This is a genomic window from Fibrisoma montanum, assembly GCF_003583365.1.
GTDB lineage: Bacteria > Bacteroidota > Bacteroidia > Cytophagales > Spirosomataceae > Fibrisoma > Fibrisoma montanum.
In genome coordinates, this window is the sequence record NZ_QXED01000013.1 from 16,317 (window position 1) to 29,310 (window position 12,994).

General features: G+C 56.6%; 11 protein-coding genes. 5 read left to right on the forward strand and 6 right to left on the reverse strand.

Annotation, left to right across the window (positions count from 1 at the left end):
* The first annotated feature begins 130 nt into the window (after positions 1 to 130).
* Together DYU11_RS29385 and DYU11_RS29390 are read left to right on the forward strand one after the other, a co-directional pair.
* Complete coding sequence (locus DYU11_RS29385) at positions 131 to 625, forward strand: hypothetical protein (protein ID WP_119671319.1); 495 nt, start codon at positions 131 to 133, stop codon at positions 623 to 625.
* Between the two features lie 178 nt (positions 626 to 803).
* Complete coding sequence (locus DYU11_RS29390; RefSeq protein WP_119671320.1) at positions 804 to 3,113, forward strand: T9SS type A sorting domain-containing protein; 2,310 nt, start codon at positions 804 to 806, stop codon at positions 3,111 to 3,113.
* A gap of 148 nt (positions 3,114 to 3,261) precedes the next feature.
* Here the strand turns inward: DYU11_RS29390 and DYU11_RS29395 are convergent, their stop codons facing one another.
* The 6 genes from DYU11_RS29395 to DYU11_RS29420 form a co-directional block, all read right to left on the reverse strand.
* Positions 3,262 to 5,769 (reverse strand): alpha/beta fold hydrolase, encoded by a 2,508-nt coding sequence (locus tag DYU11_RS29395; RefSeq protein ID WP_119671321.1) that lies wholly within the window; start codon positions 5,767 to 5,769, stop codon positions 3,262 to 3,264.
* A 112-nt stretch (positions 5,770 to 5,881) separates the two neighbouring features.
* Positions 5,882 to 6,415: a hypothetical protein gene (locus DYU11_RS29400; protein ID WP_119671322.1), complete on the reverse strand. Its 534-nt coding sequence runs from the start codon at positions 6,413 to 6,415 to the stop codon at positions 5,882 to 5,884.
* A gap of 34 nt (positions 6,416 to 6,449) precedes the next feature.
* Positions 6,450 to 7,022 (reverse strand): hypothetical protein, encoded by a 573-nt coding sequence (locus DYU11_RS29405; protein ID WP_119671323.1) that lies wholly within the window; start codon positions 7,020 to 7,022, stop codon positions 6,450 to 6,452.
* A 226-nt stretch (positions 7,023 to 7,248) separates the two neighbouring features.
* A complete protein-coding gene (locus DYU11_RS29410) occupies positions 7,249 to 8,367 on the reverse strand; it encodes a sensor histidine kinase (RefSeq protein ID WP_119671324.1) in 1,119 nt (372 codons plus the stop codon).
* A gap of 63 nt (positions 8,368 to 8,430) precedes the next feature.
* Positions 8,431 to 9,255 (reverse strand): CPBP family intramembrane glutamic endopeptidase, encoded by an 825-nt coding sequence (locus DYU11_RS29415; protein WP_158600390.1) that lies wholly within the window; start codon positions 9,253 to 9,255, stop codon positions 8,431 to 8,433.
* Between the two features lie 125 nt (positions 9,256 to 9,380).
* Entirely contained in the window at positions 9,381 to 10,685 is a 1,305-nt protein-coding gene (locus DYU11_RS29420) for a hypothetical protein (RefSeq protein WP_119671326.1), read from the reverse strand.
* A gap of 91 nt (positions 10,686 to 10,776) precedes the next feature.
* On the opposite strand from DYU11_RS29420, the gene DYU11_RS29425 reads away from it, so the two are divergent.
* The 3 genes from DYU11_RS29425 to DYU11_RS29435 all read left to right on the forward strand — a co-directional run bounded on the left by DYU11_RS29425 (position 10,777) and on the right by DYU11_RS29435 (position 12,615).
* Positions 10,777 to 11,064 carry a YciI family protein gene (locus DYU11_RS29425; protein ID WP_119671327.1) on the forward strand — a complete coding sequence of 96 codons (288 nt, stop codon included), beginning with the start codon at positions 10,777 to 10,779 and terminating at the stop codon, positions 11,062 to 11,064.
* Between the two features lie 68 nt (positions 11,065 to 11,132).
* Complete coding sequence (gene hxpB / locus DYU11_RS29430) at positions 11,133 to 11,798, forward strand: hexitol phosphatase HxpB (protein WP_119671328.1); 666 nt, start codon at positions 11,133 to 11,135, stop codon at positions 11,796 to 11,798.
* A gap of 10 nt (positions 11,799 to 11,808) precedes the next feature.
* The gene (locus DYU11_RS29435; protein ID WP_119671329.1) at positions 11,809 to 12,615 is read left to right on the forward strand and encodes a PhzF family protein; all 807 of its coding nucleotides are present in this window, start codon (positions 11,809 to 11,811) and stop codon (positions 12,613 to 12,615) included.
* The last annotated feature ends 379 nt before the right edge of the window (positions 12,616 to 12,994 follow it).

Below are 12,994 nucleotides of genomic sequence, written 5' to 3' on the forward strand. Positions count from 1 at the left end.
AAAAAGAAGGCAGACCGGCTAACGATCAGCTTTGTAACCGGCATATTTTCAGTGTCAAACGTTTGTTTTTGCCAAAGGTTTGTGTTGATTTGTATTGCTTAAGGCCAAAACCCCTTTCGACCAATTGCCGATGAACTTTGACGACGACGATGACGACGACAGTTACATGGACTGGGACGGGTTCGATGAGGACTATGACCCGGAAGAGGCTCGTCGGGAGATGGAGGCCGAAAACCGGCGGATCAATAATCTGCCTATTCTGCGGAAAGCCAAAGAGTTGATGGAGCTGACTCAGGCCATTGTCGATACCTTCAACAAGGAAGACGATGTGCTGATGATGCATGAACAGATGCTGGCAAACGCCATGATGCTGGCCCCGAAGATCGTTGGTGCCGAGGGGGGCGATTTGTATACCCTTCGGATGGAAAACGCGGTGATTATCAAGATGCACGCCCGGGAGCTACTGGCCCAGACGTCGTACTGCAAGGCCGAGAAACTGGCTAATCCGGCGTATCTGAACCTGCTGCGCGACGAAATTGAGCAGTTCCGCGTCCTGTTTGTGGATTGGGTGAACAGCTTCGATAAGGATAACGATGCACCCGACGACTGGGGGCTCTTTTACTAGAATTTCTTCACCAGAGATGCCGCAAAAGGTCTGCATAACCATGCAGACCTTTTGCGTTTTCAGGCTATACAATAATAAAAGTAGATGTATGACGAAAATTTAAAGCTGCCGTAACCTGAAGCTATAGCATACATGATGTAAACCAATAACTTTGCTTGCATATCTTATCACCAGATTCATGAGAAAGTATTTACCCTTTTCTTTTCAGTCGAGGAGTTGGTCCGTGTGTTTTTTTCTGCTTATCGGGGTGTTTTCTGGAGGTTCTTTTCAGCCGGTACAGGCTGCCACCGACCCTGCCGACAACCTATTGGTCCCACCCGTAATCACCGTAGCACCAAGATCTACTTCTGCCTGCGAGGGCTCCACTGTATCGCTCTCTGTAACTGCAACCGGTACGAACGTAACGTATGCGTGGTTTCGCAATGGCCAGCCAATCCCGTCAGCAACCGCCAGCTCACTGGTGTTCGCTAACGTAACAACGGCCAATGCCGGTGACTACACCGTTCAGGTTACCAACCCTGAAGGAACGGCCAATACCAATGCATCGCCGGCCCGGCTGACCGTAAATCCCCGGGTTACCGTGACGGCAACGACCACGCCCGTGACCTGCGCCGGTGGAGCCAATGGTATTGCCGTGTTGACAGCCGCCGGAGGCACCGCACCCTACCAGTATCAGTTGGGCAGCAGCGCGTTTCAGGCATCACCAACGTTTACGGGCCTGCGCGATGGCGTGTATCCTGGTGTTGTTCGTGATGCCGTCGGGTGCACGGCCCAGGCGAACGTACAGATCTCGCAGCCCGAATCCATTTCCCTGGCCCTGCAGGCCGTAGCGGCCAAATGCCCCGGCGGTTCAGACGGGGGGATCGTCAGTACAGCTACCGGCGGAAACGGGGGATTCCGCTATCAGATCAATGGCGGCCCTTACCAGGAAAGCGGGGTGTTTTTCGACCTGACAGCCAATACCAATTACTTCGTTACGGCAACGGACCGGATTGGTTGTACGGTTAGCCTGAATGCGTTTATCGGGGGACCGGCGCCCTTCGACGTAAAGCCGGGGGTAAAGCTGGCCAGTTGTGTAGGCTCCACCGATGGAACCGTCAGCCTGACCGTTACGGGCGGAACCGGCCCGTATCAGTATCAGCTCGGCAACGGGGCTTTCCAGACCAGCAATACGTTTACCAGCCTGGGGGCTAATACCTATGAGTTCACCATCCGGGATGCCATCGGCTGTATCAGCCCCAGAACATCCGTACGGATCGAACAGCCTGCCCCGATCGTCGTGCGGGCTACCTCGATTCCGACCAACTGCTTCGGTACGACCAGTGGTTCGATCAGCGTATCGACCACGGGCGGAACCACTCCGTTCCAGTATCAGCTCAATACCGCGCCGACGTTCCAGAGTGAGAATACGTTCCGGAATATAGGCGCAGGCTCCTATACCGTAACGGCCCGGGATGCGAACGGCTGTACGGCCACGACGCCGGTCTCGGTCAGTAGTTCTCCGTCGCTGCGGGCGCGGGCGGCCACTGTTCCGGCGGCCTGCTGTAACTGCCCGACCGGTTCGGTGATTCTGGGCAGTGAAGGTGGAGCCGGTACGCTCCGACAATATAATCTGCCCGGACGGCCGATCCAGGCCAGCAGCCAGTTTACCGGCCTGGGACCCGGTACATACAAGTTCAGGGTCATTGATGAAGCCGGTTGCGCCGACTCGCTCGACGTAACCGTAGGCAATGCATCGCCGGTAACGGTCGCGCCCAGCCGAACACGAGACGTAACCTGCCCGGGTCGGCGCGATGGCGAAGCGGTTGTAGCACCGACCGGTGGCCGGGGGCCCTACACCTTCTTCTGGCAGACCGAACGGCGGGATACGCTCGCCAGCCGCACCGGATCGCAGACGGGGCTGGCCGAAGGAGTATATACCATCACGGCCGTGGACAGCAACCGCTGCCCGTCGACCGCAACGACGGTGACGATCCGGTCTATTTTTCCGCAACCGCCAAAACCAACGGTTACGCTCACCGGCAGTTCGCTGACGGTTAATGATACGACCGGTATCCAGTGGTATTTCCGGACCGACACCTCGGCCGCCCGCCCGCTGCCGGCTGCTACGTTGCCAACGTTGACGCCTTTTGCCAGCGGTCTGTACTATGTGATCGTAACCCGGAATGGTTGTCCGTCGCCCCAGTCAGATCCATTCCAGTTTGTGCTGACAGCGGCCCCTGAGCCGGTTACTGAACTGGCCATCCGGGTGTATCCCAACCCGATAACGTCGGAACGGGTGCAGGTAGAGATCAATCAGGCACGGCGCTCAGCGGTTACATTGCAGATGGTCGATCTGTCGGGGCGCAGTGTCAGTCAGAAGAACGTACCCGCCTTCAGCGGCAAACAGCAGGTTGACTGGGCCCTGCCGAACCTGCCCGCCGGCCTGTATCTGATCAAAGCCCAGGCCGGACAACGGAAGTCGGTTCTCCGCGTGATGGTGCAGTAGAAGAGGGAGGAAAGGAGGAAGGGGAGGAAAGGAGGAAGGGGAGGAAAGGAAGAAAGGGGAGGAAAGGAGGAAGGGGAGGAAGGGAGAAGAGGGATAGTAGTTGCCCCCTTTTCTCCTTTCCTCCCCTTCCTTCTTTCCTCCTTCTCCTTTATAACTTCTCTTCAAACAGTTTCAGGATTCGCTTGTATTCGTCCATCCAGCTCGTTGGTTCAACGAAGCCGTGGTCTTCGACGGGGTAGGAGGCCAGTTCCCAGTTTTCTTTCCGGAGTTCGATCAGCCGCTGCGCCAGCCGTACGACGTCCTGGTAATGGACATTGACATCCACCATGCCGTGGCAGATCAGCAGGTGACCTTTCAGGCCGTCGGCAAAATAAATAGGCGATGACCGGCGGTAGGCCAGCGAATCGGACTGGGGTTCGTTGAGGATGTTGGCCGTATACGGGTGATTGTAGGCGGCCCAGTCCGTAACGGGGCGCAGGGCCGCGCCGGCTTTGAATACGTCCGGCTGAGTAAACAGGGCCATCAGCGTGATGAAACCGCCGTACGAACCGCCGTAGATGCCAATCCGCTTTGCATCGACGCCGTGGTTCTGAACCAGCCAGCGGGCTGCATCTACGTGGTCGTCGAGGTCTTTGCCGCCCATGTGCCGGTAGATGCCCGTGCGCCAGTCGCGGCCGTAGCCGGCGCTGGCCCGGTAGTCGATATCCAGTACCGTATAGCCTTTGTCGGCCAGCAGGTTGTGGAACATATACTCGCGGAAGTACTGGCTCCACCACTTATGGGCATTTTGCAGATAACCGGCTCCGTGAACAAACACCACCGCCTTACCGTTGGGGTTGGCCGGCTTGTAGATCCGCCCGTAGATCGTCTGACCATCGCGGGCGGGAATCGTGACCAGTGCAGGGTCACGCCAGGCATACGCTTTAAATTCGTCGGTGAGGGAGTTCGTCAGCTTAACCGCCGGACGGGCACTCACCAGCGGAACGGCTTCGGATTTCCGGCTGGCCAATAACGTCGGGTTTACTTCCGACAGGTAAAGCTCCCAGGGCTGGTTGCCGGACGAGTACCGAATCGCGAGCCTGGTTTCGTCGGGCGACAGGGTTACGTCGTTCGCGCCGGTCATGGTCGTGAGCCGGACACGGGGTCCGCCCGTAACGGCCATCCGGTAAAAATGCTGCTCGCCGGGGTGTACCTCGTTGGTTTGCAGGAAGAAATGGGTTTTATCCTTCGAGAGGATTACCTGCTGAACCTCAAATCTTCCTTTGGTCAGTTGCTTCTTTTCGCCCGTCAGTACGTTGACGGTGTAGATGTGCGAATACCCATCGGCCTCCGACTGGTACCAGAGCGTCTGGTTATCGCTCAGGAAATTCATGTTGCCGGTAGCGTACGTAAAGCCCATGCCCGGCCCACCAATCCAGGCTTCGTCGCGCTGGCGGTCAAGGAGCGTCAGCTTCAGGGTTTCGGGGTCAAGGCGCATCAGCCAGCGGTCTTTGTTGTCGAGCGACCGGACGACCACAACGCACAGCTTACCGTCGTCAGACCAGACCGGCCCGTTGACGACCACCGGCCGCGTCGTATTTTTCTTCGTCGTATCGGCTTTGGCGACTCCGGCCCTGGTAGAATCCCGTTTGGTACCCACCGCCGGCTGACCGGCACTGGTGCTGGCGGTGGCCCGGAGGTAGTCGGGTTTGTCGCTGATGCCCGGAATGTCCTTCACACTGACCGCCCGAACGGTATCCTTCTGGGTGTCGTACACAAAAAACTCCTGGGCCGCCAGCGGAACGCCCACTTTCGTACGGGCTGCAATGTCCTCCGTATACCCACTCTCCGTTACGTAGTTCGGTACCTGCGCGGTTTTGGCGGCTGTTGGGTTTTTCGCCAGCCGGTACGTCACAAAGCGGCCGTTGGGGCTGAGCTGCGGGTTGAATAACTGCCGGTCTTCGAGGTAGATTTCTTTCGGGCGTTTTGGGCGGTCGGCTTTGCTGATACGCTCGGCTTCGTCGCGCTTGTCTTTGCGCTCTTTTAGGACCTCGAACATCCGGAGCTGGTCCTGTTTCAGGAATTTCTCCTCATCATTGGCTTTAGGCTCCGCTTTCTTGTTGCCCTGCCGGAAATCGGTGAGCTGGCTCAGTTCGCCGGTTGGCAGATGCATCCGAAACAGATTGGAACCACCCCGCCGGAACACGACGCTCTGCTCATCGCCCGAGAACTGAGGATCCGTTTCGGTGTCGACCGTATTGGTCAGTCGCCGGACGCGGCTGGTTTTGACATCGATCAGAAACAGGTCGCCCTGTTTTTCGAACAGCCGTTGCGTACGGGCGCGGTTATACGCTCCGGCTGCCGGCGGAACGGCCCGGCGCTCGGCGGGAGCAACCTTAACCGGCTGACCCGGCTTCCCGTCCCTGGCGAGCGTGATCTTGTAAAGGGAATCGCCTTTCGCTTTTTCGGGGTTCCAGTTGAAGTAGAGCGTTTGTGAATCGTCGGACCAGAACGGGTTGGAGGGCGAGGTGCCAATCCAGCGTTTCGGGTCCTGCATGATTTTTTCGATGGTAAGCGTGGGCGGCAGATCGGCCGGTTTTCGCACGGACGGGGGCGAGGGCTGGGCGAGTACCCGACCGACCAGCAGAACCGTCAACAGGGGTGACAGGTAGTTCATTACGGCTTGGATGAGACAAAACAAACCATAAAAATAGCGATAAAAATGAAAGGGTTGATGAGCGTACTGGTAGATACGCCCGTCAACCCTGGTTTATGGATAACCAATCAGGTTAGTTCGACCACTTCATCGTCATACCCTGGGCATCGTTCGGGCTGTCGCGCAGCACCATCTGTTTCTGCCCCTGGCTCGTCACGATGTCGTAGTAGAACGTCGCCGTCTTTAATTCACCCGCTTTGGCATCGCGCTTGAAATTGTTCTTTGGGTAGCACGAATAAAAGCCCCGGTAGTTGCCGCTCTGGGGAGTGAGCGTAAACGACTGCTGGTCCTCATTGAATTTCACTTTGCCCTTAAAGTACGTGAAGGCTTCCGTCCGGCAATTATAGCTGCTGGCCGAGTTGATCACATATTCCTCAAATTCGCCGTTGGGCTTGAAATCCAGGACAAAGGCCTGCTCGAACGGCTTGCCCTGGTAGCTACCGTCGTACCCCCAGAAATTGCTCAGCGAGAACGTGCCCCACATCCACTTACCGGTCACGTCGGTTGGTACGTTACTTTGAATGGCTGGGTCGATTTTATCCGAATCGGTTGTACAGGCGATGGACAACGACAGCAGGGCGAACACGGTAAACAGGTGTTTCTTCATGATTTTATAGTTTTTGTTGGTAAAAAATTGAGGTTCATACGTGTGAAAGAGGTGCGGCAGCGTGCCCGGACCGGTGGTTTGTCAGGATCACCAGGGCCAGCAGAGACCAGGCGACGGCGCTGTAGGCCGTAACCAGGCTGAAGCCCAGTTCGGATGGTAACCAGAACTTACTGGTCAGCGCCATCGGCAGCCAGAGACCACACAGCAGCGGAACGAAGCGCTGCCAGCCGGGCAGCCGGTTGGCTACTATAACTGTAATGCCGTAGATCAGCATCAGGACATTGCTCAGCGGCCAGCACATATCCAGCGCCCAGAACAGCGTCGGCTTAAAGGTTGGTGCTACCAGTTGCCAGCCGTTCGATACATTGGCGATGGCCAGCGTACCGAGCATAATCAGAGGCAGCGTTCGGCCGAACCGGCTGCTACCGGTGGCACCGATGCGGTTGAGGGCAACCATGCTGCCCATCCAGGCGGTGATGTAAACGATGCCCCACACTCCCGTCCACCAGGAGTTGGCGAGGGGTTTGAACTGGTCTTCGACGTATATGCCGATGGCCATAGAGGGTGCGCCCAGCAGGGCCAGCACGCCCAGCGTTTTGTTGTTCATTCGCGTATGTGTTGTTTGATTACTTAATAACCGGGCAGGGGTTGGTGCTGCGTCGGTGTTGATAATGCAAAGCAACAGCACCGGACAGCCGCTGCAAACGGACTACCGACCGACTCGTAGCATAGACCGCGTGAGTTGGTAAATCGAAAGCCTGAGTCGCGAATTGACCGGACCGAATGAGAAGGGGGAGAGCCGCCGGCAAAAGCGGTCAGAAGGCGTGGAGAGCCTATAAATCGATTGTGAGCTGTACGTCAAACACGCCATGCTGGTCGTGAATCACCAGCTTGTGCCGGTTCGGGTAGATCAGAGCCAGCCGCTGCCGAACGTTATTGATACCGGTACCGGTGCTGCTTTCGAGCCGGTTCTGAGAAATGATACTATTCCGGCAGCGGAACAGAACATGACCATGCCGGACTGTTAGCTGGATGTCGACAAAACAGGGCTGATCCATGCTGATGCCGTACTTGAAGGCGTTTTCGATGAACGAAACCAGCAGCAGCGGGGCAATCTCGGCCGGGCGGCCACTGGGGGTTGGTTCTTCGTCCCATTCCAGTACCGAACTGACCCGAATGGTATCGCGCTGGGGCAGCCGCATCCGGTGCAGGTCAACGGTATTTTCGAGAAAGCGGAGTTCTTTCTGGATGGGTGTGCGGTCGTGGCGCGATTCTTCGACCATGTGGCGCATCACGCTCGAAAGCTGCTCAATGCCGGCGGCTGTCCGCTCACTGTCGCCGGAGAGGGCCGTTCCGTACAGGTTGTTCAGGGCGTTGAACAGGAAATGCGGATTCACCTGCGCTTTCAGGGCGGCCAGTTCGGCTTCCATTTTCTGCTGGTGGAGTAGCCGCTGGTTTCGGCGGGAAGCCCGGTAGGCCCGAACGCCCACAAAAAACAGGGCGTACAGCCAGCAGAACACGATCACGGAAAAGACAACGCCATTGTCCAGCTTCAGACCGGTATACCCGTAGTAAAAGCCCGTCATGACCGCCAGCAGGAAGAAATAAACAAATTCGATCCCAACCAAGGCAATGATGGCCCCGATGCTGTCTCGACGAAGCAGGCGCCTGAAGATGAAGTAGTTGCCGTGGACGGTGAGCAGATAAACCGTGCTGGCAACGAGGGTAATCCGGGCGTGGGTCCACAGGTCGTTGCGGTATTTGTAAATCGGAATCAGTTCGGCCCGCTGCGGATCGATGGGCAGCCAGTATAGCAATACGTACGACTGGACGAGGTCATAAACCAACCAGATAGCCAGGTGTAGCCCAAACAGCCGCACCTCCCGGTTGAGGAGCCGCTGTCTGACGGTGGGCCAGAAGGTGGTTTTTGCGACAGGCAGACTGACGTTCATGGAGTAGCAGACTGGATTCCGAAAGATAGAGCGGTTTGGTATGAATAAGCTGATCAGGGGCGCTTACTCCGGTTGAGGGGCCGGCGTCCGGGCGGGCAGCAGTCGGTTCAGGAGCAGGTAACAGCCGAACGTAATCAGGGCCGCTCCGATCAGTACCCCGATGTAGAGCGGGTCGCTGCCCACCCACTGCCGGGTGTAGTTGCGGCTCATGTCCAGATTCTCCTCAAACAGCAGGCCCAGCGAACCCACCGAGTTATTGACGAAGTGCAGAAAGATACACAGCCACAGCGACCGCGTCCGGTAGTATAGCCAGCCCAAAGCCAGCCCCAGGATGAAGGCCCCGACGGACTGAACCGGGTTCAGGTGCATGATGCCGAAAATAGCCGCCGACCAGACAATGGCCTTGGTGGGGCTATAGCGCTTCAGGAAACCGTCGAGGATGATGCCGCGAAGCAGAATTTCTTCGACGATGGGAGCGGCCAGCACCGCCGACCAGATCAGGTCTTTCGTGAATATATCCTCCAGTAACCGCTGCATCCAGGAGGGTGTGGGCAGGATCGAGGTCAGCGGTTCGATCAGCAGGCCGAGCGTAACCGTACCGATCGCCACCACCGGAAAAGCAGCGGCATTGACCGGTGCCAGGGCCAGTTGCGAGCTGCCGCGTTTGCGGAGACCATACCGGATGGTCAGAACGAAAGCCACTACGTAGATTACCAGTTCGGGCAGGCCGTACAGCGTCCAGTCGTTTTCCTTTGAAAAATAAGTCAGCGCCCCGATGGGAATGGACAGCGGAATCTGCCACAGAAACAGGACAATAATCAGCCACCAGGCCTGCCGCAGCGACGGATAACTGGAAGGGGCGAGTTCACTAGGTTGCGTGGTTGTCATCGAAGGTGAAGTAAGTTCCATGAGGCCGGTTCGTTCAAAAGGTTAGAAACAGACCAAAACTAACGGCTTCCGGGGGTGGGATCAACAAAGTGGGATCAAGGTCGGGCGGTTTGTGACAAATGGGTCTATTCCTGGGATATGGGTTCCGGTCGGCGGACTACGTTCAGTTCGGTAAGCCGTTTATAAGCCAGCCAGACCATACCACCTACGCAGCCCACCGTAGCGGCTTCGAGTGCATAAACCAGCAGGTTTACGGGACTGGCCAGCTGACCGGGTGAGTTGAACAGGGGCTGGCCGTAATACACCGACACGAACGGTTGCACCACCACCAGCCAGTTAATCACGACCAGCCAGGCAATGCGCCGGCGGTTTGACAGCGGAACCAGTTCGAAGACAAACGCCACCAGAAAAATAAAGATATAGTAGGCCATGGCACTGGCCTGCAACAGCATAAACCAGCCAAAGGTAATGATCCAGATGGCCGGAAAGGCCTGTTGGTAGGGCAGGTGCCGGAAGCTTAAACCCGTAGCTATCAGCAGCGCCAGTGTCAGGCAGAGGCCAATCCAGTTCAGGGTCTTGAGCGGTACGTCTGCCATCCAGAACCCCAGGAACGGCCGCAGTACCGTTGACAGATTAGGGGAGAAGGGCAGGTCGCCGTGCTGCATCGGCATCAGAAAGGCCGTGCCCATGATGATGTAAAGACCAAGCAGGGCCGGAATGCCCACCAGGGCCAACGCCCTCACAAACCGTACTTTGTCGCGTACCAGAAAGAACACCGGAAACAGAATCATCGCGAACGTAACTTTCAGGCACAGCAGCGCAGCGGCCATAACCAGACCGACCCGAAACCAGCCCTGACCAGCCGGCTGTTGGCCGCGATTAAGGACCAGAACAGACAGCAGGCCGAACAGCCAGAGCCAGATATCCTCCTGGCCGCCCAGCAGGCAGATGACCAGCGGAGCAGGCTGCAGCCAGTAGAGCAGCGCCGACAGGGCCGACTCATCGGCTGATTTTCCGGAGCGGGCTGCGTATAAGCGGAACGTCAGATGCACCGTCAGCCATTCGCCCAGCAGCATCAGCAGAACAATAGCTTTGGCGCTGTGCCAGATCAGGAGCGGCAAGGCCAGGATGTACGCAAAACCAGGCGCGTGAAACGACCAGAAATCCACATAAACCAGACCGCCCTGTAACGCGTTGGCACCTTTTTCGTAGAAGAACGGTACGTCGCCCCGCGGGGATTCGTCCAGGATCAGATACACCACCACGAACGGAACAAGCCGGAATACGACGAAAGCACCCGTCAGCCAGCGGGTTTCCTGACCAGCCAGACGGTGCCGGAAGCGATCGGCCCGGGTGCTCACAAAGAAAATGAGGCCGGTGAGGAAAAAACAGAGTAAAAGTTTGCCAATGAAGACGAGTTCGACGGACATTGGATACGAAAAAAGATGGTATCTTGGCGACTTTCGAGTACAAAATAACAGAGCTTGCTGTAAACAGCTTATTTTCAGGATTACATTTTTTATGCAATACGTTGTTCACGCCTACGACCATACCGACGCCGGGGCGTATGACCGGCGCATGGCGGTGCGGCCGGCGCATTTTGAGCTGGTTCGGGACCTCAAAGCGAAGGGACAGTTCATCATCGGCGGAGCGCTGCTGGATCCCGATGGAAAAATGATCGGCTCTATGCTGGTGGTTGACTTTGACACCGACGAAGCGCTTCAGGAGTGGCTTCAGCGCGAACCATACCTCACCGGCAACGTATGGGATAAAGTCGATATTAAACCGTTTCGCAAAGCAGACGTTTAAGAGTGTAGTTTGTGCGATGAGCACACCCGGCCGTACGGACCGGCTTTTAAGGAATACAACCGATACGTATGATTCAAGCTGCCATTTTTGATATGGACGGTCTGCTGGTGGACTCTGAGCCTCACTGGCGGATCGTTGAAATAGACGTGTTCCGAACCGTTGGGCTGGAACTGACCGACGAAGACTGCATGCGGACCACCGGCCTGCCGACCCGCGCCGTTGTCGATTATTGGTACGAGCGCTCTCCCTGGACCGGGCGCGACCCCGACGAACTCAGTGATGCAATCCTGGCCGGTGCCTACGACCGGATCGGGCGGCTGGCCGGACCGATGCCGGGCGCCCTGGCGCTGCTGCAATTCTTCAAAGAAAAGTCAATTCCGATGGCCATTGCCTCGGCGTCGCCCATGGAACTGATCGAACTGGTAATCGATCGGCTGGGCATTCGGGACTATTTTACCGTCTGGCATTCCGCCACGCTCGAAGCCCATAACAAACCCGCACCCGACGTTTACCTCGGAACCGCCCGCAAACTGAACGTATCACCCGCCGATTGTCTGGCTTTTGAGGATTCGGGCAACGGACTGAAATCGGCCCACGCAGCCGGGATGCGAACCGTTGCGGTGCCGGCGGAGTACGAACGGGATGATCCTAAATTTGCCATTGCCGACTATATCATTCCTTCATTGACCGCTTTTGACGCCGAATTATTCCTAAAACTTGAAACCGTAAACTGACCCTCGTTACATGCGCCTTTATCAACTTGATGCGTTCGCCGATCGGTTATTCGCTGGTAACCCGGCCGCCGTCTGCCCACTCGATCAATGGTTGCCCGACGAAACCATGCAGCGGATTGCGGCCGAAAATAACCTGGCCGAAACCGCTTTCTACGTCAGAACCGACGAGCCGAATCATTACCACATCCGGTGGTTCACGCCTACCGTCGAAGTCGATCTCTGTGGCCATGCAACGCTGGCAACGGCCTATGTCGTTTACTTCCTGGAAGACCGCCCGGATGTTGACGAAATTCAGTTCGATTCGCGCAGCGGTACCCTGAAGGTGTGCCGGAGTGAAGACGGCTGGCTGACGCTGGATTTTCCCGTTGATGTCATACAGAAACCCAACGTACAGCCACCGGCGCTTCAGAACAGCTTCCACGAACGGCCCACTACCATTCTGAAAGGTCGCTCGGATTATCTGCTGGTGTTTGAGCGGCAGGAGCAGATTGAAGCGCTGGACCCCGATTTTCGGGAGTTGAGTACGGTGCCCGCCCGGGGGATCATCGTTACGGCGCCGGGTAATCCCGACAGCGGAATCGATTTTGTGTCGCGGTTTTTCGGGCCGCAGTCCGGTATCGACGAAGACCCGGTAACAGGTTCGGCCCACACGACGCTCGTACCGTACTGGGCTGAGAAACTGGGTAAAAATGAACTGACCGCCCGCCAGCTTTCCAAACGGGGAGGGTACCTCCGCTGTAAGCTCCACGACGATCGGGTCGATATTACAGGGCAGGTTCAGCTCTACCTCAGAGGTGAAATTGTGCTGGGGGATTGACGACCGATCCGGAAAGTAAGAACGTAGCCATAGAGTAAAATTGTCTCAGACTGGTACAATAAGAGCCTCGGGTGCCAGTCTGAGTAAAAAATTTATTAAGTTTAGTAAATGGTTTCATTATGAGCTAAATAGGTTGCTTCTGACATTGAAAGAAGTTGCCGGGAAAGCTGTACATGGATAAGAAAATAGATCGCCCTCTTTTTTGACTATATTGATATTCCTATTTTTTCATCAAAATAAGTAATTCTGACAGTGTCCTAATGTGTCAGTGGCGGTTCGGCCGTGGGTTTGGCGGGCGTTGCCGAAGCCGTTAAGTAGCGTTCATATCAGTTTGTTGCGATAGTATGTCAATGTTGAGTGCGACCGAGTCTACCGCGCA